This window comes from Sporosarcina koreensis (genome assembly GCF_000826145.2).
GTDB classification, from domain to species: Bacteria; Bacillota; Bacilli; order Bacillales_A; family Planococcaceae; genus Sporosarcina; species Sporosarcina trichiuri.
Map to the genome: position 1 here is coordinate 268,017 of NZ_LN651337.1, position 22,837 is coordinate 290,853.

A 22,837-nucleotide genomic window follows, 5' to 3' on the forward strand; every position below is an offset into this window, starting at 1 on the left:
ATACGATTGATTTCATTGTATTGTTTTAAAGCTTTTCAATGGTATGATTCTAGTAAGATAAATCAGAAAGCGGGCGATGATTATTATTACCATCCGGAATCTTGAAGACAATCCGAATGTGAAAGTCAAAGAGGAGCTAGGGCCATTTAAAGTGATTGAATTTCAAAGAGAGCTCAGCACCGATCGCGCAAGTGCCCAGTCCGCCTATTTTGCGTCGGAAATGAATGTGAGACGGCGGCAGCTGGTTTGCGATGTCGGTCAGTCCAACATTACGATTCAGGCAGGAGCGATGCAATGGATGGCAGGGGATGTCAAAGCGACGACAGGGCTGAAAGGGGTAGGGGACTTTATCGGGAAGACGATCCGCGGCAAAGTGACCAAAGAATCGGCCATCAAACCTGAATATACGGGAACCGGCACACTTGTTTTGGAACCGACATTTAAGCATATTTTGCTGTTGGATGTTGGGGAGTGGCATCAGTCACTCGTCATTGAAGACGGACTCTTTTTGGCTTGTGATTCGGGACTCAAACATAAGGCCGTGATGCGCTCCACTCTTTCTTCTGCCTCGTTAGGCGGTGAAGGTTTGTTCAACCTTGGCTTGACCGGACAAGGGACAGTTGCACTGGAATCAACCATTGCGAGAGAGGAACTGATCGAAATCGAGCTGGACAACGATGAGTTGAAGATCGATGGAAATATGGCGATTGCCTGGTCCGGCAGTTTGGACTTCACTGTCGAGCGCTCCGGCAAAACACTTCTGGGTTCCGCCGCTTCTGGTGAAGGATTGGTGAATGTTTACCGCGGCACAGGCAAAGTCTTAATGGCGCCTTTTCTTCCATAGGTACTTTCCGATACCTTTTGTGAAGGTGACTTGTGTGTTAAACAATTGTACACTGTTCATACAACGATCGGTGCCTGTGTGAGAAACTAGCCTGTTTGTTTTTCACGCGGGTATTTTTATACGTCCACTCGCACATAATCCCCCTAAAGACAATCCCCGCAACTTTCAAACACCCGTCCTCGTCAATACTATGCTCCACAGTTCGACAAAACTCCACAATAAAAAGCAGGGAACCATTATGAAACGATCCGAATACAAACAATATAAGAAAGAGCATAAAAAATCGTTGCGACCGAAACGCAGCCTGAAGAAACGGGTCCTCCGTTTCACACTCATCGGTGCGGTGCTCGCCGCCCTTAGCGCCGTGCTTGTCCTGAATCTGTTCATCGCGTTCAGCGATGTGAGTGAGCTTGACAAGCCTGCGCCGCGGTCGACGGTCATTACCGATCCGGACGGCAACGTGATCCGCAAGGTGTCGAATTCGAAGATCGAAGGGGTTTCGATCGACCAGATTCCGCAATCGCTGCGTGACGCTGTCGTTTCCGTGGAAGATCAGCGGTTCTACAAGCATCACGGTCTCAACTATTTCAGTATGGGGCGTGCCTTGGCTGGGAATGCGCTCAAAGGGAAGATCGTATCCGGCGGCAGTACGATTACGCAGCAGCTTGCGAAGAATGTGTTTCTGACGCAGGACCGGACGTTTTCCCGGAAGCTGAAAGAACTGATCCTCGCCAAGAAGATTGAACGGACGTTTTCGAAAGAGGAGATCCTCGAACGCTACTTGAATTACATCTATTTCGGCGACGGCGCGTGGGGTGTCCAGCGTGCGGCCCAGACGTATTTCGGGAAAGATGTCAGTGAGCTGACGCTGAGCGAATCGGCGACGCTGGCCGGGCTTCTCAAAGCGCCGTCTAATTTATCGCCCAGGAAGAACTTGGACAAGTCGGTGGCGCGGCGTAATCTCGTGCTGTCGCTGATGCTGAAGGAACAGTACATCAGTCAGGAAGAGTATGACGCAGCGGTCGGTCAGAAGCTGGAATTGGCTGCGTCGCTCGTGCCGAAGGATAATGGGAACTACCCGTATTATATCGATCGGGTTGTCGACGAGGCGGTGGATACGTACGGTCTTACGAAAGACGAGGTGCTGTCGGGCGGGCTGCACATTACAACGGCCATCAATCCGGTCGTCCAGGATGCGCTCGAAGCCGTGTATGCGGATGACGGGAATTTCCCCGAGAGCCCGCCCGATCAGCTGCTGCAGAGTGCGTCGGTCTTCGTGAGCCCAAAAACGGGCGGGATCCTCGCGCTGGTCGGCGGGAGAGGGGACTATACGCCGGGCCGCTTCAATAATGCGACCGATCTCCTTCGGCAGCCCGGATCGGCCTTGAAGCCGCTTGCGGTCTATGCGCCGGCACTTGAAGACGGCTACCACATGTCGGATCTGCTGACGGATGAACCGATCGATATCGGCGGATATTCCCCGACCAACATCGATCAGCAATATCGGGGGCACGTGACCCTGTACGACGCGCTGGTCAATTCGTATAACGTCCCTCCCGTCTGGCTGCTGGATCAGATCGGCATCCAGAACGGCGTCGATGCGGTGGAACGGTTCGGCATCCCATTGACGAAGAAGGACCGTGTACTCGGTCTGGCGCTTGGCGGGCTCGACAAAGGGACGTCTCCGTTGCGGATGGCGCAGGCATTCTCCGCGTTTGCGAATGAGGGCGTGATGGAGGAAGCCCATGCGATCATGGAAATCAAAGACGCGGACGGGAAGGTGCTTGGGACGTGGCAGGGCGAGTCCGTCCAGGTGACGGATGCGGAAGTTGCTGCGCAGATGACGTATATGCTGCAAGGGGCTGTCGAGGAAGGGACAGGTCGGAACGCCCGGATCTCCGGCATGGATGTCGCCGGGAAGACGGGGACGACGCAGCTGCCGATTGAAGGCGTGACGGGTTCCAAAGATAATTGGTTCGTCGGCTACACCCCAGACATCGCCGGTGCCGTCTGGCTCGGCTACGATAAGACAGACGCCGACCATTATCTGACCTCGACCAGCAGCACGACGGCACCGCCCATTTTTGCAAAGGTCGTTTCCCGGTCCGCCAGTGAATTATCTGCGAAGGAATTTGATCTTTCGTTGATTGACGATGATATCAAAGACCTGAAGAAGCAGGAAAAGAAGTCGAAGAAGGAAAAGAAAAAGGATGAGAAGAAAAAAGAGAAGGACGAGAAGCAAAAAGGGTTCTGGGAGAGCCTTGAAGAGTGGGGGCAGAAGTGGTTTAACGAGTGATGTGGCGCATAACGTGCGCCGGCAGATCCGCTACTTCTGTCAACGTAGCTATATGGAAAGACGTCCTCCATCCGCCGCTGATACTGGTGGATGGAGGACGTCTTTTATATTTGGTTACCGATGGACAGGCATCCCGTCATGCTCTGGACGATTCGTTACATCACTGCCGATCACTCGAACTCTTCATAATCGTTCGGGTGCTGCCCTTCGACTCGTCCCTCTTCGCCCTTATCCAGGGAATCGATCGTCTGGATATCTTCATCACTCAATTCGAAGTCGAAGACGTCAAGATTGGCTTTTTGATGATCGTAAGACGATGCTTTCACGATCGGTAAGACACCGTTCTGCAGGTTCCACCGGATGATGATCTGCGCGGGCTCTTTGTTGTATTTCTTGGCGATCGATTCGATGGTGTCGTTGGTCAATACGTCATTGATTTCGCGTCCTAATGGGCTCCAGGCTTCTGTAAGGATGCCTTGGCTTTTATTGTACTCGACCAATTCGTTGTTATTGAAATAAGGATGGCGCTCGATCTGATTCGTTGCCGGCGTCACACCTGTTTTGTCGATGATCCGCTCGAGGTGTTCCGGCAGGAAGTTCGAGACGCCGATCGTTTTGATGAGACCGAATTTCTGCGCATCGACGAGCGCCTGCCACGCCTCTTCATACTTGCCTCGCTTTGGCAGCGGCCAGTGGATCAGATATTTATCGAAATAGTCGAGTCCGAGCCGGTACAGCGATTCCTGGATCATGAGGATCGCTTTGTCGTACTCATGGGAATGGCCAGGGAGTTTCGAGCTGATCATCAGTTCTTCCCTCGGGACAGATGACCGCCGGATCGCTTCACCGACCATCCCCTCGTTATTGTAGTTCGTCGACGTATCGATGAGCCGGTAGCCCGCTTCGATGGCGGTTACAACAGACGTGACACCTTGCGCCCCATTGATGTTCACCGTTCCAAAACCGATGGAGGGAAGGCTCGTGCCGTCGTTCAACCGATGTGATTGGTCAGTCTTCATGTTTATCCTGCTCCTTTCCGATGGGTTTATCTGCTAGTCCGTTCATTCATTTTCCCTTTCGGAGAACTGCAAAACTTCCTTGAAAGCTTCCTTTGTGCGATACACAAGAAATCTGAAGATGACGTTTGCTGATGAAGATAAGAAAAAGCCATTCTCTCCACAAAAGCGAAGCAAATGGCTTTCCGTTTTGATTTTAGAAGTCTTTGTTACAGTTTTGCCCAGCGTTCTTCTAACCAGGGCATGAATTGTTCCCCTTTGTCGCCTTCGTACGCATCATAGACATCCAGCCGCATACGTTTCAGTTTGGCTGCGAAGTCGGCCACGGTATGGTCCTTCGGCAGGCTTTTTTTCACCCGCAGAAAGATCTTGTCGGTGTTTTTGATGATGTCAAACCGTGCAGGCGCCGGCTTCTCAACGTTTTCGCCGAACGCGGCCAGTGCGTCATAGGCTGCGGTTTGCACTGGGTAGACCGTATCGTGCTGCATCCGGTTTTTCAGCAGATCGATGACTTTCTCGTGCTGATACGCAGATAATTCTTCGACTGCATGTAAGCGGTCGCGCCAGCTGGACGTGTAATTGGCCTGTTTTTTCAATGCCTCGTAATTTTCGGGTAATGTGGTTTCAAACTGCTTCAAGTCATGCACCTCTTCTTTAATGAATGAGAAATGGATTTCTCTTCTGTCTCACTTATTGTACGTGGTTCCGTTCGTAATAGCGATGACTGCTTGTGTAGCTCGAACGCTGTTCAGTTTACTTTGTATCCAGATAGCGTTCAGCCGTGTCATAAACCGCAGGTGATGCATGCTGTCTGACCTGCTCCAGCAGCTCGCCAGATTCTTTGAATTGCAATGTCTCTTCGCCATCCTTGCCCTTACTGTGATACCGCTCATCATTAATTGAATACGTCCCATCCTCCGTCACTTTCGCGATAAGCAGCGCTTTGTTGAACGACGATTCCGGGCTGTGGTGGATCTGCTGTTTGACGTCGTCCAGATGCGACCATTCAATCTCATCGGGGTACAGGCCATACCGGCGTTCCCAACCTGCGTCCGTTTGCTGCTCGAAGACCATTGTCCCTTTTTCGGTCGTTTCGCTGCGGAAGCGGAACGTGCCGGCTGGTGACGTGACGGCGTCTCCGTCCAGTGCGACGGGCTGCAGGACGAGGTTGCTGCCGAAGCCGCTGTCGATGAGGTAGAGGGTTCCATAGTGTTCGAGCAGGTTGATGACGTGCGTGCGGTCCAGGGCATAGCTGTTGCGCGGCTGCACCCACATGGTCGCTGCGGCGAGCTTGACGGGAAATCCCAGGTCTCGCAGGACGAGATACAGCAGGCCGTTCAGTTCGTAACACAGACCGCCGCGTCCTTGTTCCAGCATTTTGTCCCGGAGGAACTGCTCGGTGATCGGCTCTTCATTCCCCAGCAGGACGTCGAGGTTCTCGAATTCGAACTGCCGGGCGAACCAATACTGGACCTGGCTGATCTGTTCCAGTATGGTTCCTTTCAGGTTTAGTTTTTCTTTAATTTTGGACATCTCCATGCCATTCACCCTTTCGATGGATAACCTATCTTCCATTGTACGCATCTGGCTGTTGAATACCATGGATAAGCAAGGGGCCTCATTCAGCCGATGGTTTCCTGGTTTATTTAGTCGTATGGCGGCTTTTGTGTCGATTCGTCCATTCCGGGTATAGATGATTGGAAAAGCATTCAGCAAAATTTGTATAACCCAACATCCAAAGGAGTGTGTCTGACATGAAAGCAATCGTAATTGAACAGTATGGCGGGTCGGATCAGCTGATCGAGAAGGAGCTGCCGATACCGGACATCAATGATAATCAGGTGCTGATCGAAATGCATGCGACGTCCATCAATCCGATCGACTGGAAAGTGCGGGAGGGGTATATGAAAGATGCTATGCCTTTCAACTTCCCGCTGATTCTCGGCTGGGATGCCGCGGGTGTCGTCAGCGAAGTCGGAAGCAAAGTGACGCAATTCAAGAAGGGGGATAAGGTCTTCGCGCGTCCCGGCATGGAAAACGGCACGTACAGCGAGTATGTGGCGGTCGATGAAGACTTGGTGGCGCTGAAACCTGATTCTTTGAGCTTCGAAGAAGCAGCCGCGGTCCCGCTGGCCGGGTTGACGGCCTGGCAGTGTGTTGTCGATTTCGGGCAAGTGAAAAAAGGGGACAAGGTGCTCATCCAAGCGGGTTCCGGCGGTGTCGGCAGCTATGCCATCCAGATCGCGAAAAACTTCGGTGCCACTGTGTATTCGACGGCGAGCAGTAAGAATGAGGCGTTCCTGAAGGAGCTCGGTGTGGATGAATTCATTGATTATAAAACGACCGACTTTACAGATGTCGCAAAGGACGTGGACCTGGTCGTGGACACGATGGGCGGCGACATCTTGGAGAAGAGTATGGACGTCGTGAAGAAAGGCGGCCGTCTCGTTTCCATTGCCGGGGAACCGGATGCGGAGAAAGCGAAAGAGAAGGGGATCACCGCGGAGTCGCTGTGGCTGAATCCGAATGGGAAACAGCTTGCGGAACTCGGACAGCTGATCGAAGACGATAAAGTGAAACCGCATATCGGGCATACGTATCCGCTGACTGAACAAGGATTGCGGGATGCGCATGATTTGAGTGCGACACACCATGCAAAAGGGAAGATTGTCATTACGATCCGGTAAGTTGGACATGGACCGGTGATTGACATGAAAAAACAAGCAGCGAAGGCGGGCCGATTGGCTTTGCTTCGCTGCTTTTTCTCTGTCATCGATTCCGGAAAAACGGTGTCTTCTTTAGTGTCAGACAAAGCGGGATGGCAATGAGCATGCCGACGATGCTCTGGATAAGATCGCCCGGGATGGAGGCGAGCGGGGCGACCCAGTTGTTGTACATGATCGCCTGCCCGATGTAGTAGACGGCGAGCATGACCGGTGTGGAGGCGACGGCTGCCAGGATGTTCAGTTTGACGCTGTTGCCCCGATGACCGTTCGACCAGGCGATCTTGCCGACGATGTAGCCCTGCAGGAAGCGGGCGATGATCGTCGTCGGCGCCCAGATGAGCCAGCCGCCGAAAATGTCGAACAGCCCCATGCCGATTGCGCCGGCGAGCGCTCCTTTTTTCGGGCCGAACAGGATGGCTGCGGTGAAGAGGGCACCTGTGCCGAGGTGGATGAGGCCGCCCTGGCCGATCGGCAGTTTGATGTTGATGAAGACCGTTGAGACGAGGACGATGGCGGACAGGATGCCTGTCAGCACGAGGTCCATCGTTTTCGTTCGTGTGTGGGCAGCAGTCTGCTGGTGGATGGATTGCATATTGGTTCATCTCCTGACGTATGTGACTGTTGATAGTTTTCAGTTTACGGGACAGCTGACCATAGTGGAAGTGCCAGATTGTATAAAATATTAGAGGTCAGATTGTTTTAGGGGGACTGGATAATTTCTGTATACTTGCAGCCTCGTTCTTATGGTACGATGGAAACAATCCAAGTTCCGTTAGAGACAGGTGGTGGTTTTTTGAAGAAAGTTGCAGTCATCCAGGATCTGTCGTCATTTGGCAAGTGCTCGCTCACGGCGGCGATTCCCGTGTTGTCCGTGATGGGCATACAGGCGGTCCCGCTGCCGACGGCCATCCTGACGTCCCAGACGGAATATCCGAGCTACCATAGCGTGGACCTGACAGAGAAGATGCCCCGGTTCACCGACGAATGGCACAAGATGGGCGCAGCGTTTGACGGCATCCATACCGGGTTCGTCACGGGGAGTGAGCAGATCGGGCATATTTTTGAGTTTTTACATACGTTCTACACGGATGGAACGACGCTGCTCGTGGACCCGGTCATGGGCGACCGGGGAGAACTGTACGACGTATTCACCGATGAATTGGTTGGCGCCATGAAAGACCTCGTGCGGCGGGCGGATGTGATCACGCCGAACGTGACGGAGTGCTGCCTGCTGACGGGGAAGCCGTTTGAGCAGCTGGCATCATACCGGACGAACGTAGACTATGTCGCAGCTGTCGAGGAGGCGGGACGGGAGCTGCAGGCGGAAACCGGTGCAAAGGTCATCATCACGGGCTTGAATCCACCGGAACTTCAAGGCACCCGTTTGGTCGGCAATCTGTATGTGGACGGCGAGCGCTCGCATCACAGTCTGCAGGCGTACAACGGCAAGAGCTACTCGGGCACAGGCGACCTGTTCGCCTCCGTCATCATGGGCGGGCTGATGCGCGGGCAGGATCCTGTGGAGACGCTGGCACTGGCGGAAGCGTTTGTGTCGGCATCCATCCAGGCGACGTCTGCGGAAGATATTCCGACTGTGGCAGGGGTGAACTTTGAATCGCATTTGGGAATGCTGCTGTAGGCAGATGGAAACACCATGAGAACGATCGCATGTACGCTGATGAATCAGAAGAGTCGCAGGTATAGAATGGCTGAGTAAACGCAGCTCAATTGAAAAGGTGATCGACATGAAGAAACGAGCTATCGAACTGGAACAACCAAAACAATCGCTCGACCAAAAAAATGCAGCGTCCGTATTCTTGCTGTTTTCATTCATCTGCGCTGCTTTTTTGTTTGCGCTTGCAGTCTTGGATGTCTTGGATATCGGACAGCTATTGTCTTTCGAAAAACCAGGGGACCTGCTGCTGTGGACAGCAGCAATTACACTGGCGTTGGTTGGCTATGGAATTGTTCTGACAGTTTTGCTGCCTTCGAGTACAGTGGATGAAGGGAACAAGGCTTACCAGGAGGGCAGTTTGGCAAGTATTACAGCAGTCATGCTGGCGGGGGCGTTGTTTGAAGAACTTTTCTTCAGGGGTCTTCTGCAAAATCTTTTCTTCCTCTGGACCGATAGTTCCTGGGGAGCGATCCTGCTGGCGACCGTCGTTTTCCTGCTTTTCCACGTCCAATATTTCAAGAAACCCCTCATGCTTCTGAACGTCAGCCTGCCGGGGATTGCGCTCGGCTGGGTGTACTTCAAGACAGACAATCTGCTGGTGCCGACCGTTATCCACTTCATCATGAACTATGTGATAACCTTGCTGTTCAAGTATAAAATGATTGCCATGAAAGATTGAGTGGCAGCAGCTGTAGGTGGATTGTTTATTTCGTTTCATTGATCATGTGGAAATTTGGAATGTTATCGTTATACCATCCATGCAAGCCAATTGAGCATTAACGAAGGATAGGTTTAAGTATGGACAACCAAATCTATAAACGCGTACTTCTCTTCTTATACCGAAGGTTACAGCGGTAGAGGCAGGGCTGCGAGCCGTTCCACCTGCGGATTGCGAATATGTACCTGGGTCATCTCTGATTTCTGCAGTAAGAGAACAGACGTGTTTGCACTTGAAGAAAGCAGCTGAAGAGGCTGCTTCGAAGTGAATTGATTGAAAAGAAAATCATTGGGAGGCGTTCTATTGAAACGAATCGTCATCTTGAATACTGCCTGACCATTGCGTTCGGCATCCTGATAGGATTCCGCGGAACTTCCCTGTACCGATGGGTGGTCTTGCGGAAACTCTGTCATCTGGAAACCCGGACGGCGCCCGATGAGCTGCTGGAAGCGGCGGACCGGCGCCGCGCCAGCTGGACCGGTGTCGTGATCGTCTGGGTGATGATGCTCGTGTATACAGGTTTGTTCCATCAGATCAGCCGTCTGTAGCAGGAGATTTCAGGATCAATCACCACTCCTTACAGAAAGGCTGCCATTTTTAGTATTGTCAGAATAGTAGTTGCCGTCAGCGTCCGGGTTATATATGATGAGAGAAAAGGAGTTGGCAGACATGGAGATGGAGCGGGATGAGACGGAAGACAAGCGGCGCGACCGGCGTGTGCCGAACAGCGGGGAGCCGACACCGGCATTCAAAGGGGCCTCCTATGCGGCGCTGCTGATCGGGATCGGCGCGTATCTGATCGGGCTGTTCAATGCGGCGATGGAGCTGAATGAAAAAGGGTATTACTTCGCGATCCTCGTATTCGGCCTGTACGCGGCCGTGTCGCTGCAGAAGGCGGTGCGCGACCGGGAAGAAGGCATCCCGGTGACGCCGATCTACTATGGCATCAGCTGGATGGCCATCGTCATCGCGATTGCCCTCATGGCGATCGGCCTGTTCAACGCGGGCAGTATCATTCTGAGTGAAAAAGGATTCTATGCGATGGCGTTCGTGCTCAGTATCTTCTCGGCGATCACCGTGCAGAAGAACGTCAGGGATACACAGAAGGCAAGGGAGCAGGATTGACAGACTGCTTTGCGGATTTCCAACTGCAGTGAAATGAATATCTCTACTCTATAACTTGTATAGGCATCCTGCGTCAACAACGCATGGATGCCCTTTTTATATTGTGCCCGCTTATCGTCAAGACTGCATAATTGACGACAGCGTATTGAGGGAGTATATTTATCTTGAATTCAAGATAAAAGAGGAGAGACCAATTATGAACGGACTGAAAGGGATTCACCACATAACCGCCATCACAAGCAGCGCAGAAAAGAATTACGAGTTTTTCACCTATACCCTCGGGATGCGACTCGTGAAGAAGACGGTGAACCAGGATGATATCCGTACGTATCATCTGTTTTTCGCAGATGATATGGGATCGCCCGGCACCGATATGACGTTCTTCGATTTCCCCGGCATACCGAAGGGGACACACGGGACGAATGAAATCCACAAGACGGCATTCCGGGTGCCATCCGATGAAGCGCTCGGCTACTGGGTGAAGCGGTTCGACAAATACGATGTGCGTCACAGTGGCATCCAAGAAGTCTTCGGCAAGCAGACGATTTCATTCACGGACTTCGATGACCAGCAGTATATGCTCGCGTCCGATGAAGGGAACACGGGTGTTGCCCCAGGGACGCCGTGGCAGGACGGACCGGTTCCGCTCGAATACGCGATTACCGGGCTCGGTCCCGTCCATATCCGGATTGCGGACTACATTCCGTTCAAGCAGCTGCTGGAGGACGTCATGCAGTTCCGTGAGATTGCGGCGGATGGCGATCTCCATCTGTTCGAAGTCGGCGAGGGCGGCAACGGGGCGCAGGTCATCGTGGAGCATAATACGTCGCTGCCGAGCGGCCGGCAAGGGTACGGGACGATCCATCACTCGGCATTCCGGGTGGCGGATGAAGGGGCGCTCCACGAATGGATCGGCCGGCTCAATGCGTTCGGCCTGACCAATTCGGGGTACGTCGACCGGTTCTTCTTCCGCTCGCTGTATGCGCGGGTCGCGCGCGGGATCCTGTTCGAATGGGCGACGGACGGTCCCGGGTTCCTGGAGGACGAACCGTACGAAACGGCCGGGGAGAAATTGTCACTGCCGCCGTTCCTTGAGCCGAAACGGGCGCAGATCGAGGCGGTCGTCCGGCCGATCGATACGGTCCGCAGCACGCGGACGATCGAGAAGGAGTATCTGTAAGATGGGGGAGTTGAGCATGCGGCACGTCTTCAGAGAAGGCACTGACAAAAGCCGCCCGGTGCTGCTTTTGCTGCACGGAACAGGCGGCACGGAGGAGGACCTGCTGCCCATTGCGGATATCCTCGATCCAGTTGCTTCGGTGCTCAGCGTGCGGGGGAATGTGCTCGAGAACGGCATGCCGCGCTTCTTCCGCCGGCTGTCGGAAGGAGTGTTCGATGAAGAGGATCTCGTGTACCGGACGGGTGAATTGAAAGATTTCATCAACAGCGCTGCTGACACGTATGGGTTTGACATGTCGAATGTCGTGGCAGTCGGCTATTCGAACGGCGCCAACATCGCCGCCAGCCTGCTGTTCCATTTTGCCGATGTCCTGAAAGGTGCTGTGCTGCATCATCCCATGGTGCCGATCCGCAACAGGGATTTGCCGGATCTGACTGGCATCCCCGTCTGGATCGGTGCAGGTGCCAACGATCCGATCTGTCCGCAGGCCGAATCGACAGAGCTGCACTCTTTACTGCAGCAGGCCGGCGCATCGGTCGAACTCCACTGGGAACACGCCGGCCATCAGCTGACGATGGCGGAGGTGAAGGCTGCTCAAGGATGGTTTATTCAAAAATTCCGATGACAGGACAATCCATTACAAACTACAAGATAGAAGCCAAAGCATCTCCGCCGGTTGAAGCGGAGATGCTCTTTTAACTTGCAATGGATTGTCTTGCAGCACAGAAAGCGGTCATCCAGAGAAACAATAGTCATCACTTATCGAGGAAGAATTTTGTCGGAATGATAAATGGTTTTAAGTTATTTGTCAAGCAGACTACTTGTGATGTTGGTGAAACAGGCGTAACATTGTTACAAATAGATGACAATGTAAACTTATAAAGGAGCTGAAGACGATGAAAATAGGAAAAAAGATCACCGCGGGTATGGCTTTGAGCGGAATTCTTCTGATGGGAGCTTGCAGCAGCGACAAAGAGGCTGATGACGGAAATCAGACAGAGACCTCTACGATTCAAGTGTACGGGGATGTTGTTTCAGAAAATGACGGCTGTGTGCTGCAGAGCCAATTTAAACCGGGCGATAATATTGTATTCCGTATGGATGCTGTGGACCCTGTCACCGATGAGCAGATCAGTGAAGATGCGAAACTGACGGTCCATCTGTCAACCGGGGAGGATCTTGAAATGCACCACGCGGCGCACCCATCAGGAGACACGGATCCGGTACCGGAGTTTTGGACCGTTGCTTACCAAGTGACTGATGATACGCCTACAGGGGTATTGAATTATTCGGTTACAGCAGAAATGGACGGCAAAAAAGGGGAGTTCAAACCGTTCGACGTGGCTCCATCCCTCTTGACGATTATCGACCCTGCAGATGCAGCAACAGAAGAAGCCGGCGATAAGTAAGTTTCCAGCTGCCCAGTCCATAACGTGACATGTTGGAAGGACGATTGGATCCTTCCAATTTGTATGTAAGTAAAGAGGGAGAGTGAAGATTATGCGAATGAGAAAAGAACTCGTCCTGCTCGCTTTGATTCTGACACTGATTCTTGCAGCTTGTACCAATAAAGAATCTGCTGAGAAATCCACCGATAAAAACAAAGAGAAAGAACCGGTCTTGAAAGATAATATTGAGCTGTCGGTAAAGGAAGCATACATTGATGATGAGGTGCACTTCACCATCGACAGTCTCGAGTCCGGCATGGATGTCCAGCTGGAATGGACGGAAGTCGAAGGGGCCTATGATATCCAGAAGTTATATGCATTCATCGGGACAGACTATACGTCCAAGGAAGTTCCGCTCGTAAAGGGGACAAGCGACGACGAGGGAAAATGGGAAGGGACATTCAGCGTCCCTTCAGGATTCGGCGGCAATCACACTTTGTATGTGACGAGTGATGATAAGAAAATCGGCCAGACCGGATTTTTCGTACGGCCGAAGTTTTCCATATCACCGGAGTCAGGGCCGGTCGGTACGGAAGTCACATTGGAAGCGGAAGGCTTGGATTGGCAGACGTATAAGTCCATGTGGAACCTGACATATGATAATAAATATACCGGAATGGTCTCCGGTGTTTCGACGCAAGGGAAAGCAAACGCTGTGTTCCGAGCAGCCGGAAGTGTCGGCGATCACTTCCTGAGTCTGCGATCCGGATACTTGGGCAGCCCGTACATTAACCACGGTTCTTCACCACATACCGGATGGCCGGCACCGGATTTCGTTTTTACCGTGACGGATGAAGTGCCTTTGACGGAGGCATACGTTGAGAAAACGCCCGAAGCTGCAGGCGGCGGAGTCGAAATGCCGAAGCTGGAAAACAAAAAAGACGTGACAGTGGAATTGGATAAAGAAGAAGGCATTGTCGGCGAAGATGTCACACTGACCGCAAGCAATCTTCCGGCAGACAAGAAAGTCGAAGTTGTCTGGAATACGATGAAAGGGAACCGCGTCACTGACGCAGGGTTCGACGAGCATAGTACTGTACTGGACACGGTTTCGTCCGGTACTGACGGAAAGGCAGTCTATAAATTTGCAATTCCGGATGATCTCGGCGGACTGCCGCATCGCATTGACTTGAAAGTCGGTGAAGAGGTGTATGGGCAGACCTATCTCCGCATCACGCCATCCATCGTGGAACTATCACCTGCTTCCGGTCCGGCCGGAACTGAAATCAATGTAACCATCAAAGGGGGAGGCTGGACGGAATACGACAACGCGTATTACTTAACATACGATAACGCGTATTCAGGCTATATGTGTGCCTTCAACAGCCAGGGAACCTTGGAGTACAAAGTCATCGCGACAGGGGAACCGGGTTATCACATCATCGATATGTATCCTGGCGTTTACGAACAGCAGGAGATTGACACGGATATGACGCTCATTCCGCAGCTGACATACAGAGAGGATCACCCAGGCTCAGGAATGCCGGCAATCCGTTATGGTTTTGAGGTTACCGAAAAGTAAACCGGCAGTACGCCGTCAGGATTGCTTGAAGAAGGGCAGGGAATCGAACAGATTTCCTGTCCTTTTCTGCTTGTCTGAATACGTGCAGCCTGTCATAGAGTAATATCCATATATCCAACCGCATTTCTAAAGAAAAGTATGGAGAGTACAGCATCTACAGCAAACTGAGGAACAATAAGCAGGAAGGGAACAAACGCAATTTGAAGTGGCATAAGAACTATATCTTCAGATAAAATGAGGTGCCGGTTCGAGAAACTGTCTTGATTGGTTGAACAACCGAAACAGTATACCGAACTGGCACCTCTTACTAATCTAGTATTCAGCTGAATTACCGGATCCGCTGTTTCCTCATCCACTGTGTCGCGACCCACTTCTCGCCGATTTCGACAGGCGCGCCGCCATGCAGTGTCATGTCGTTCAGTGCGGGATCGTTATAGAAGTACTCGAAATAGACGGCCATCCCTTTTTGCGGGGTGACGGACAGCTTCAAGTGGGGGAAGAACGTTTCGCCGCCCTGCTCGACGTCATTCAAGTACATGACGAGCGTGCTGATCCGGTTGTTCGTGACACGGCTGTTCGCTGAGAAATAGTCATGGTGCGCCTTGTACTGCTGGCCGGGTGCGTAGCGCAGGATCTGCAGGCCTTCGCCGTGCTCGATCGGGATATTCATGACAGCTTCAATGCGCTTTTCAATCCGGGTGATGACCAGATTGTCCGTTTCGTCGATGAACATACTGCTGCTTGTCCGGATGTCGTTTTCTTCGCGTGTCGTGCCGATCTTGGACCGATTCAGCTTGTCGCTCGAAAGCCGGATCAGTTCGTCGCATTCTTCGTCGCTCAGCATGTTGCCGAGGACGACAACGAGCGGTTCTTCGACTTTGGCGACTATTTCGATTTCTCGGTCTGTGGTGATTTTCTTACCTATATGGTTGAATATCGTTTGCTCTTTATTTTCCGCTATCAACTTGGAACACCTCTTTAGTTGTTTGAATTCCTTGAAACAAACACAATCATGCAAAATGAGTGTACAGCCAATATCGGACTTCTTTTGAGTTTCACACTTCCTCTTTCATTCTAAATTCAATATATTTTAGCACGGCGGATAGACTCCCGACAATCCGGAATGTAGTCGGAAAGGTAGTTATATATTCCTGTTTTTAGGTCTTCTTTGCGCTTTTAATCTACTCATCGTTCTCTTCGCTTTATTGAGAACTGTACACTTACTGAATCTTTTGTGAGATAGTAGACGTAGAAATGCTATCAGGGTGGAAGCGTATCCAGACACCTATTCAGCTGCCTTGCAGTCAACTTTGTGTCATCCATCTGTTACTGAAGAGGAGTGAACACGTCATACTTACGAAAACTGTGAAACGAGTAATGAGTATCCTGCTGGCGGTTGCAATTTTACCGATAGCTGCACCAACAGGCCAGGCAGCCTCACAAGACGACACCGTCACCATCCTGTTCACCCATGACCTGCATGATAACTTCCTGCCGTTTCAATTGGAAGGAGCGGGTGAAACGCGGACAGCCGGCGGCTATGCGCGGCTTGCGACTGTCATCCGGCAGCAGCGCGAGCAGTATCCCGATGCACTGCTCGTCGATGCGGGCGATTTCGCGATGGGTACCTTATTCCAGACGATCTATACGTCGGACGCACCCGGACTGCGCATGCTCGGGTATCTCGGCTATGACGTGACGACACTCGGCAACCACGAATTCGATTTCCGGGCGGCCGGCTTGTCAGAAAGTCTGCGGGCGGCACTCAAGAGCGGTGATCCGCTTCCGCAAATCGTCGCCTCCAATATGGAATTTCCGGATGCCGAGGACGGCCAGATGCCAGCGGATCTGCAAGACCTGCAGGAGACCGTGCAGACATACGGTCTCGAAGACCATGTGGTGATCGAGCGGAACGGCATACGCATCGGGTTCTTTGGCCTGATGGGGAACGAAGCGGCCGGCAATGCGCCGATGTCGGGGGTCTCATTCGGTGATCCGGTTGACCGGGCGAAGGCGGCGGTGTCCGTCTTGAAGAATGAGAAAGCCGATCTGATCGTCGCGTTGTCGCATTCCGGTACGCACGTGGATCCTGCCCTTTCGGAAGATGAACTGCTGGCGGAAAAAGTGCCCGGCATCGACGTCATCATCAGCGGACACAGCCATACTGTGCTGTCCGAGCCGATTATTACCGGCAAGACAATCCTTGGTTCTGCGGGCCAGTATGGGGAGAATCTGGGGGTCCTGACGTTGAAGAGACAAAACGACGGATGGAAACTTGCTGACTATGAATTGGTGCCGGTCGATGACTCAGTACCGGAAGATCCGGCAGTCTCAGAACTGATCAGAACTTATAAGCAAGTGATCCAAGACGAATACCTCCGTCCGTTCGGTATGCAATTCGATGAGGTGCTTGCCGCTTCGCCGTTCGACTTTACTCCGTTTTCCCAATTGGGGAGGGAGCAGAAGGAAGAGCCGATCGGGAATCTGATCGGCGATTCGTTCATCCATATGGTTGAAGAGTTGGAAGGAACCGATTACGAGCCGGTCGCAGCAGCCGTCGTGCCTGTCGGAACCATCCGGAACACATTCCGGGAGGGGGATATCACGGTTTCCGATGTCTTCAATGCCAATTCGCTCGGCATCGGGCCAGACGGAATTTCCGGCTATCCGCTGCTCAGCATCTATCTGACAGGAAAAGAACTGAAGACCGTCGCGGAAGTCGATGCATCGATCACTCCAATCATGAACACCGTGCAATTGTATATTTCCGGGCTGAGTTACATGTTCAATCCCAACCGGCTGCTCTTCAACAAAGTGACGGACATCCGCCTGCAGGACAGGGACGGCGTGACAGAGGAGATTGACGACGACAAACTTTATCGGGTCGTAGGCGGTTTGTACTCCGTTCAGATGCTGCCGTTTGTCAACGAGAAGTCCTTTGGTCTGCTGTCTGTCGTGCCGAAGACAAAAGACGGGGAGCCGATCGAAGACTTTGAAGATCACATCCTCTACATGAACGGTCAGCTGGAAGTGAAGGAATGGTATGCGATTGCAGAATACTTGAAGTCGTTCGATCAGCAGGAAGGCGTCCCGCAGATCCCTGGCTACTATAGCGAGGAACAGGGCAGGAAAGTGGTCGAACAGGATTCCAGTCTGTCCGCTGTATTGAGCCAGCCGAACGGCATTATTTTGAGTGCGTATGCAGTCTTGGCTGCGGTGCTCGCTGTCATTGTTACACTGGTCGTATTCATCGTAAGACGGAAACGCCGCAAGAGGCTGCTGTAATGGGCAGCCAGTAGAGGGAAAAGGGGATTGCTGATATGATAGACAATAAAAATAAATTCGCCGCAGCGGTTGTTGTTCTGCTGCTGGCGGTCATCCTTGCCATCCAGTTTCCGGACCGGTGGACGGTTGCGCAGTCGCTGTTCCAGACGGTCGGTCTGCCTGTGACATTGGCCGGAGGATTTCAGCTCCCGGGTGTCCTGATTCTGGGGGTAATGATCATAGGCGTCATTCTGCTGACACAATCAGTGAAGAAGAGGCAGGGATTGTATGGTGTGATTGCGGTCCTTGTCGTGCTGATCGGTCCGTGGGTGCTGGTGAATCTTTATCAGGGTGCGTTTGCGGAAGGGATCGATGCCGTGTCGTATGACAGGGATGAAAGCTCGTGCAGTTTCGCGATGCATGGGGAGTCGGTGCTGAGGAGCCGCTGTGAAGTCGCTTTGCACAACCACAGCGATTCGCCGGTGTCGTTCGATATCCATTTCAAAGAGGATACCCTGCAGCTCGATGACGTGCCGACCGTGTCCCTGCTGAACCAGGACGGCCCGTTCCGGATCAGACTGGACGGCAGGGAACAGCGGACAGTCGTCCTCGAGAAGGACATCGATGTCTCCGGCGTCCCGTCCCACGCGGACAGTGCGGAAGTGTGGGGGGTGGATATCCGGATTTCGGAAGGGACAAAAAGCCGGGAACTCTGAAACCTCCTGCCGGTGCTTCCTGTAGTTTGAGGCCGTTGCCAGAGGGAATCCGGTACAGTAAGAAACCGAATTCCAAGGAGGCAGGATATCAATGAAACTTACAGGCAAAGTGGCGATGATCATCGGCGGGACATCAGGACTCGGGGAAGCGACATCCAAACGGTTTGCAGAAGAAGGGGCACACGTCATCGTTGCCGGCCGCGACCGGGAGGCAGGAGACCGGATCGTCCGGGATATTACGGACCAAGGCGGCCGGGCGGTGTTTGCCGAGCTCGACGTGACGGACGCCGATTCCGTCAAACGGGCGGTCCGAAAGGCTGCGGACACATGCGGTACGATCGATATCCTCTATAACGGCGCTGGCATCCATGATGGATACAAAGATGTCACGGAAACGGATGAAGAGCTGTTCGACAAACTGATGGCGGTGAATGTCAAAGGCGCGTTCCTTGTGACGAAAGAAATCATGCCGATCTTCCTGAAGAAAGGGAGGGGCACCATCATCAATATCGGCTCCCAGTCGACATTCGTCGCAGGAGCGGGCGGCAGCACGTATGTGACGAGCAAGCATGCGATCGCCGGCTTCACGAAACAGCTGTCCTACGATTTTGGTCAGAAGGGCATCAAAGTGAACCTGATTGCACCGGGGTTCATCGACACGCCGATGACCGAAGGGATCGACGACAGCCGTCTCAAGGATATTCCGGCGGGCCGCGCAGGCAAACCGGAAGAGATCGCAGCGGCGGCCCTGTTCCTCGCCTCCGACGAATCCGACTATATGCAGGGTCAGAGATGAAAGTGGACGGCGGCTGGACCGTCGGCCGCTGAAAGGGGAGACGGCCTGTACGGAGAGGCAGCCGCCTATAATGAAAGCAGGGAGACACAGTGAAACTGACAAAGGACACCCAATACATCAAAAGCCTGTCGCTGAAACGGGAACGGATCCGCTCGTTCGGCTCCTATCCGCTCAGCCTTCCGTTCCTCCGGCATTTGGAGGAACTGACCTTCCACCCCAGTGTGACGTACATCATCGGTGAGAACGGCATGGGGAAGTCGACACTGCTGGAAGGGGCAGCGACGAATCTCGGCTTCAATCCGGAAGGCGGAACCCGGAATTTCAATTTTTCAAGCTATGATTCCCATTCCAATCTCGATGAATACTTGCGGATCACGAAAGGAGTCCGGCGCCCGCGGGATTCGTTCTTTTTCCGTGCGGAGACGTATTACAATGTCGCCACCCATATTGAGGAGCTGGATACAGAACCGCTCGGCGGACCGCGGATCATCGATTCGTTCGGCGGCAAGTCGCTGCATGAACAATCCCACGGTGAATCGTTCTTTGCTGCCTTCCTCGAGCGGTTCCAGGGGAATGGCCTGTACATACTGGATGAGCCGGAAGCCGCCCTGTCCCCGGTCCGGCAGCTCGCCATGCTCGCCCGGATTCACGAACTTGCAGAGGATGGCTCGCAATTCATCATTTCGACGCACTCGCCGATCCTGATGGCCTATCCCGACGCGGTCATCTACCAGATCGACGAGCAGGGGATCGAGGAGGCACTCTTGGAAGAGACGTCCCACTACTCGGTCTTGAAACAGTTCTTCGAAGATCGCGACCGGCTGCTGCATCATCTGTTCAAATAATTATCCATACGAAACCATTAAGATATAGAATCCCCTTGTAAACCCTCTGACTCGTGAGGACCTGAGCGTTCTTATGCTGAATAATGCTTGCATGATTGGAATAAACTGAAAGAAAAAAAACTATTGTCCAATTCTTGAAACGGTGGTAATGTATATCTCAACCCGGGAGAATTCCGGCACGTATTCATTTATCAGGTTATTCAGAAAAGGGGGATACGGTATGCAGGGGATCTGGAACAAATGGAACAGCATCAGTTTGGTGAAACGTATCATTGCGGGTATTATCTTAGGCGTGGTGCTGGCATTGACACTGCCGAAATCAGCAGGGTGGGTGACAATCTTCGGGACGTTGTTCGTCGGTGCGCTGAAGGCTGTCGCACCTGTGTTAGTCTTATTCCTCGTAATGTATGCGCTTGCAGCCCATAAGAAAGGCACCAAGACGAACATGAAGACGGTCCTGACACTCTACGGGATCGGCACACTGCTCGCAGGCGTGGTGGCGGTCGGTGTGAGCTTCATTTTCCCGATTACGCTGAAACTGACAGCTGGAGCGGAAGGGCTGACGCCGCCGGAAGGGATTGTCGAAGTCCTGAAGACGCTGCTTCTGAATCTCGTTTCCAATCCGGTTGATGCTCTTCTGAACGCCAACTACCTTGGGATTCTCCTATGGGCGGTCGTACTCGGGCTCGCATTGAAGAGTGCCAGCCAAACAACGAAAGATGTCCTCGGCAATGTGTCTGAAGCGATCACGAAAGTCGTCCAGTGGATTATCAGCTTGGCGCCGATCGGTATTATGGGTCTCGTGTTCGATGCCGTTGCAACAACAGGTATCTCGGCACTGTATGACTACGGCAGACTGCTGATGGTTCTCGTCGGCTGCATGCTGTTCATCGCGCTGGTCGTCAATCCGCTCATCGTCTACGTCTACATCCGGCGGAACCCGTATCCGCTTGTGTTCAAAGTGCTGCGTGACAGCGGCCTTACAGCATTCTTCACCCGCAGTTCAGCGGCCAACATCCCAGTCAACATGAAATTGTGCGAAGAGCTCGGTCTGGATGAGGACACATATGCTGTCTCCATTCCGCTCGGTGCGACCATCAACATGGCGGGCGCCGCGGTGACGATTTCTGTCCTGACACTGTCTGCAGTCCACACATTTGGCATCCAGGTCGATTTCCTGACCGCCCTTCTGCTGTCCGTTGTTTCAGCTGTTTCAGCTGCCGGCGCTTCAGGTGTCGCGGGCGGTTCACTGCTTTTGATTCCGCTCGCATGCAGTCTGTTCGGTGTCCCAAACGACGTCGCGATGCAAGTGGTCGCAGTCGGGTTCATCATCGGGGTTGTCCAGGATTCGTGTGAGACGGCTCTTAACTCCTCGACGGATGTGCTGTTCACAGCAGCTGCCGAGTATGCGAAGGAATATAAGGAAAGCAAAGTGGGCGGAGCCATTTCGGCGAAGTCCTAAAATAGAAAGTTCCCAAGACCGTCTTCCGTCAGCTGCGCAAGCTGACAGGGAGTCGGTTTTTCTTATGCCCGGAGTCATTACGCCCGGTTGCTTCCTGGGGGAATTGGGAGACTTCCATCTCCTGCATAAATTCCAGACAAATACCGGGCATCCAAAATGTAACTCATTACATATCATCTTACAATTCTCTGGGTGTTATGAATCGTTTAGTTAGAAAACCGAAGTAATTTGATGAAAACACGTTTTCACTGAAAGTATTGTGGTACACTCGACGTGCAAAAAAGAGGCTGGGAGAATTGGACGGTCATCGATGAGACGGTCCGCCTATCCCGGCAGACCAGTGTAAATGACACAGGTAACAATATGGCTTTGCTCAACTAAAAAGGTGAAGGAGGAATTGCACATGGCGGACAATCAGCCGAAACAGCCGAATGGCGACAGCAACATCAAGGACCCGAGTCGCCGTCAATTCGTGAAAAATTCAGGGATTGCGGTCGGAGGGGTCGCGGGAGGCGCATTGCTCGGCGGCCTGTTCACGAACCAATTCGGCAAGAAGAACAAGGACCAGGCAAACAGTGCAGGGAACGGCAAAAAAGAGGAGAAGCGGTATGAAGAAGCCCGCATGTTCTTCACGCGGTTCGCAGACTTCGTCATCCTGGAACAGGCTGTGGAACGCATCTACCCGAAAGACAAGAATGGTCCGGGTGCAATTGAATTAGGTGTTCCGTATTTCATCGACAAGCAGCTGGCCGGTCCGTACGGAAACAACGTCAGTGATTACCGGCAGGGGCCGTTCAAGAACGGTAACGGAACTGCGGCGGATTCCAGCCTGAACCGCGGCGAGATCTTCATCAATGGATTGCGGGCAATGGGCCAGGAGAGCCAGAAGCGGTTCGATACGGCGTTCAACGAAGCATCGGATGACCAGCAGACAGAGATCCTGAAGGACCTGGAAGCGGACAAAATCAAAATCAAGGGGATCGGTTCCAAAGGATTCTTCACATTGCTCCGCACCCTCACACTCGAAGGGGCGTACAGCGATCCGCTCTATGGCGGCAACCGCGGCATGGAAGGATGGAAGATGAAAGAGTATCCGGGATCTATCGCATCCTACGCCAACATCATCGAAGAGAAAGATTTCATCAAAATGGATCAGGTCAGTCTGACGGACTACCAGCAAAAATAATGACAGAGGAGTGAGAAC

General features: G+C 52.7%; 22 protein-coding genes. 17 read left to right on the plus strand and 5 right to left on the minus strand.

Annotated features, from left to right (window positions below; genetic code table 11):
* Window positions 1-76 precede the first annotated feature (76 nt).
* A complete protein-coding gene (locus BN1190_RS07015) occupies window positions 77-844 on the plus strand; it encodes an AIM24 family protein (protein WP_040286269.1) in 768 nt (255 codons plus the stop codon).
* Window positions 845-1,082: 238 nt separating this feature from the next.
* Complete coding sequence (locus tag BN1190_RS07020) at window positions 1,083-3,140, plus strand: transglycosylase domain-containing protein (RefSeq protein ID WP_098060123.1); 2,058 nt, start codon at window positions 1,083-1,085, stop codon at window positions 3,138-3,140.
* A 170-nt stretch (window positions 3,141-3,310) separates the two neighbouring features.
* Here BN1190_RS07020 and BN1190_RS07025 read toward each other — a convergent pair whose 3' ends face one another.
* From BN1190_RS07025 to BN1190_RS07035, 3 genes are all read right to left on the minus strand, one after another.
* Complete coding sequence (locus tag BN1190_RS07025) at window positions 3,311-4,159, minus strand: aldo/keto reductase (RefSeq protein ID WP_040286270.1); 849 nt, start codon at window positions 4,157-4,159, stop codon at window positions 3,311-3,313.
* Between the two features lie 206 nt (window positions 4,160-4,365).
* The gene (locus BN1190_RS07030; protein ID WP_040286271.1) at window positions 4,366-4,794 is read right to left on the minus strand and encodes a HEAT repeat domain-containing protein; all 429 of its coding nucleotides are present in this window, start codon (window positions 4,792-4,794) and stop codon (window positions 4,366-4,368) included.
* 115 nt (window positions 4,795-4,909) lie between these two features.
* Entirely contained in the window at window positions 4,910-5,689 is a 780-nt protein-coding gene (locus BN1190_RS07035) for an arylamine N-acetyltransferase family protein (protein ID WP_244898688.1), read from the minus strand.
* Window positions 5,690-5,910: 221 nt separating this feature from the next.
* Between BN1190_RS07035 and BN1190_RS07040 the strand changes: the two genes are divergently transcribed.
* Window positions 5,911-6,843, plus strand: coding sequence for an NADP-dependent oxidoreductase (locus BN1190_RS07040; RefSeq protein WP_040286272.1), 933 nt, complete (start codon window positions 5,911-5,913; stop codon window positions 6,841-6,843).
* An 82-nt stretch (window positions 6,844-6,925) separates the two neighbouring features.
* Here BN1190_RS07040 and BN1190_RS07045 read toward each other — a convergent pair whose 3' ends face one another.
* Entirely contained in the window at window positions 6,926-7,474 is a 549-nt protein-coding gene (locus BN1190_RS07045) for an ECF transporter S component (protein ID WP_040286273.1), read from the minus strand.
* A 201-nt stretch (window positions 7,475-7,675) separates the two neighbouring features.
* Here BN1190_RS07045 and BN1190_RS07050 point away from each other — a divergent pair, with 201 nt between their 5' ends.
* The 8 genes from BN1190_RS07050 to BN1190_RS07085 all read left to right on the plus strand — a co-directional run bounded on the left by BN1190_RS07050 (window position 7,676) and on the right by BN1190_RS07085 (window position 14,550).
* A complete protein-coding gene (locus tag BN1190_RS07050; RefSeq protein WP_040286274.1) occupies window positions 7,676-8,521 on the plus strand; it encodes a pyridoxamine kinase in 846 nt (281 codons plus the stop codon).
* 106 nt (window positions 8,522-8,627) lie between these two features.
* Window positions 8,628-9,236, plus strand: a complete 609-nt coding sequence (locus BN1190_RS07055; protein ID WP_040286275.1) for a CPBP family intramembrane glutamic endopeptidase — start codon at window positions 8,628-8,630, stop codon at window positions 9,234-9,236.
* 308 nt (window positions 9,237-9,544) lie between these two features.
* Window positions 9,545-9,823 (plus strand): hypothetical protein, encoded by a 279-nt coding sequence (locus tag BN1190_RS07060; protein WP_040286276.1) that lies wholly within the window; start codon window positions 9,545-9,547, stop codon window positions 9,821-9,823.
* Between the two features lie 121 nt (window positions 9,824-9,944).
* Complete coding sequence (yiaA, locus tag BN1190_RS07065) at window positions 9,945-10,400, plus strand: inner membrane protein YiaA (RefSeq protein WP_244898689.1); 456 nt, start codon at window positions 9,945-9,947, stop codon at window positions 10,398-10,400.
* Between the two features lie 196 nt (window positions 10,401-10,596).
* Window positions 10,597-11,580 (plus strand): ring-cleaving dioxygenase, encoded by a 984-nt coding sequence (locus tag BN1190_RS07070; RefSeq protein WP_040286277.1) that lies wholly within the window; start codon window positions 10,597-10,599, stop codon window positions 11,578-11,580.
* Window positions 11,581-11,596: 16 nt separating this feature from the next.
* Window positions 11,597-12,205, plus strand: coding sequence for an alpha/beta hydrolase (locus tag BN1190_RS07075; protein WP_040287189.1), 609 nt, complete (start codon window positions 11,597-11,599; stop codon window positions 12,203-12,205).
* 271 nt (window positions 12,206-12,476) lie between these two features.
* Window positions 12,477-12,989 (plus strand): hypothetical protein, encoded by a 513-nt coding sequence (locus tag BN1190_RS07080; protein WP_040286278.1) that lies wholly within the window; start codon window positions 12,477-12,479, stop codon window positions 12,987-12,989.
* A gap of 91 nt (window positions 12,990-13,080) precedes the next feature.
* Window positions 13,081-14,550 (plus strand): hypothetical protein, encoded by a 1,470-nt coding sequence (locus tag BN1190_RS07085; protein ID WP_144036075.1) that lies wholly within the window; start codon window positions 13,081-13,083, stop codon window positions 14,548-14,550.
* A 328-nt stretch (window positions 14,551-14,878) separates the two neighbouring features.
* Here BN1190_RS07085 and BN1190_RS07090 read toward each other — a convergent pair whose 3' ends face one another.
* The gene (locus BN1190_RS07090) at window positions 14,879-15,514 is read right to left on the minus strand and encodes a 2OG-Fe(II) oxygenase (RefSeq protein WP_040286280.1); all 636 of its coding nucleotides are present in this window, start codon (window positions 15,512-15,514) and stop codon (window positions 14,879-14,881) included.
* Between the two features lie 413 nt (window positions 15,515-15,927).
* Here BN1190_RS07090 and BN1190_RS07095 point away from each other — a divergent pair, with 413 nt between their 5' ends.
* The 6 genes from BN1190_RS07095 to BN1190_RS07120 all read left to right on the plus strand — a co-directional run bounded on the left by BN1190_RS07095 (window position 15,928) and on the right by BN1190_RS07120 (window position 22,819).
* Entirely contained in the window at window positions 15,928-17,835 is a 1,908-nt protein-coding gene (locus tag BN1190_RS07095; RefSeq protein WP_040286281.1) for a bifunctional metallophosphatase/5'-nucleotidase, read from the plus strand.
* A gap of 35 nt (window positions 17,836-17,870) precedes the next feature.
* Complete coding sequence (locus tag BN1190_RS07100) at window positions 17,871-18,530, plus strand: hypothetical protein (protein ID WP_040286282.1); 660 nt, start codon at window positions 17,871-17,873, stop codon at window positions 18,528-18,530.
* Between the two features lie 91 nt (window positions 18,531-18,621).
* A complete protein-coding gene (locus BN1190_RS07105; protein WP_244898690.1) occupies window positions 18,622-19,326 on the plus strand; it encodes an SDR family NAD(P)-dependent oxidoreductase in 705 nt (234 codons plus the stop codon).
* A gap of 89 nt (window positions 19,327-19,415) precedes the next feature.
* The gene (locus tag BN1190_RS07110; RefSeq protein WP_040286283.1) at window positions 19,416-20,171 is read left to right on the plus strand and encodes an AAA family ATPase; all 756 of its coding nucleotides are present in this window, start codon (window positions 19,416-19,418) and stop codon (window positions 20,169-20,171) included.
* Window positions 20,172-20,391: 220 nt separating this feature from the next.
* Window positions 20,392-21,633: a serine/threonine transporter SstT gene (gene sstT / locus BN1190_RS07115; protein ID WP_040286284.1), complete on the plus strand. Its 1,242-nt coding sequence runs from the start codon at window positions 20,392-20,394 to the stop codon at window positions 21,631-21,633.
* Window positions 21,634-22,036: 403 nt separating this feature from the next.
* Window positions 22,037-22,819, plus strand: a complete 783-nt coding sequence (locus BN1190_RS07120; protein WP_052461736.1) for a gluconate 2-dehydrogenase subunit 3 family protein — start codon at window positions 22,037-22,039, stop codon at window positions 22,817-22,819.
* Window positions 22,820-22,837: the final 18 nt, after the last annotated feature.

What these genes read in the sequence shown, in the direction of transcription:
- BN1190_RS07015 (WP_040286269.1), top strand. Translation starts at nt 77, where the DNA reads ATGATTATTATTACCATCCGGAATCTTGAAGACAATCCGAATGTGAAA.
- BN1190_RS07020 (WP_098060123.1), top strand. Translation starts at nt 1,083, where the DNA reads ATGAAACGATCCGAATACAAACAATATAAGAAAGAGCATAAAAAATCG.
- BN1190_RS07025 (WP_040286270.1), bottom strand. Translation starts at nt 4,159, where the DNA reads ATGAAGACTGACCAATCACATCGGTTGAACGACGGCACGAGCCTTCCC.
- BN1190_RS07035 (WP_244898688.1), bottom strand. Translation starts at nt 5,689, where the DNA reads ATGTCCAAAATTAAAGAAAAACTAAACCTGAAAGGAACCATACTGGAA.
- BN1190_RS07040 (WP_040286272.1), top strand. Translation starts at nt 5,911, where the DNA reads ATGAAAGCAATCGTAATTGAACAGTATGGCGGGTCGGATCAGCTGATC.
- BN1190_RS07045 (WP_040286273.1), bottom strand. Translation starts at nt 7,474, where the DNA reads ATGCAATCCATCCACCAGCAGACTGCTGCCCACACACGAACGAAAACG.
- BN1190_RS07055 (WP_040286275.1), top strand. Translation starts at nt 8,628, where the DNA reads ATGAAGAAACGAGCTATCGAACTGGAACAACCAAAACAATCGCTCGAC.
- yiaA (WP_244898689.1), top strand. Translation starts at nt 9,945, where the DNA reads ATGGAGATGGAGCGGGATGAGACGGAAGACAAGCGGCGCGACCGGCGT.
- BN1190_RS07070 (WP_040286277.1), top strand. Translation starts at nt 10,597, where the DNA reads ATGAACGGACTGAAAGGGATTCACCACATAACCGCCATCACAAGCAGC.
- BN1190_RS07075 (WP_040287189.1), top strand. Translation starts at nt 11,597, where the DNA reads ATGCGGCACGTCTTCAGAGAAGGCACTGACAAAAGCCGCCCGGTGCTG.
- BN1190_RS07080 (WP_040286278.1), top strand. Translation starts at nt 12,477, where the DNA reads ATGAAAATAGGAAAAAAGATCACCGCGGGTATGGCTTTGAGCGGAATT.
- BN1190_RS07085 (WP_144036075.1), top strand. Translation starts at nt 13,081, where the DNA reads ATGCGAATGAGAAAAGAACTCGTCCTGCTCGCTTTGATTCTGACACTG.
- BN1190_RS07095 (WP_040286281.1), top strand. Translation starts at nt 15,928, where the DNA reads ATGAGTATCCTGCTGGCGGTTGCAATTTTACCGATAGCTGCACCAACA.
- BN1190_RS07100 (WP_040286282.1), top strand. Translation starts at nt 17,871, where the DNA reads ATGATAGACAATAAAAATAAATTCGCCGCAGCGGTTGTTGTTCTGCTG.
- BN1190_RS07105 (WP_244898690.1), top strand. Translation starts at nt 18,622, where the DNA reads ATGAAACTTACAGGCAAAGTGGCGATGATCATCGGCGGGACATCAGGA.
- sstT (WP_040286284.1), top strand. Translation starts at nt 20,392, where the DNA reads ATGCAGGGGATCTGGAACAAATGGAACAGCATCAGTTTGGTGAAACGT.
- BN1190_RS07120 (WP_052461736.1), top strand. Translation starts at nt 22,037, where the DNA reads ATGGCGGACAATCAGCCGAAACAGCCGAATGGCGACAGCAACATCAAG.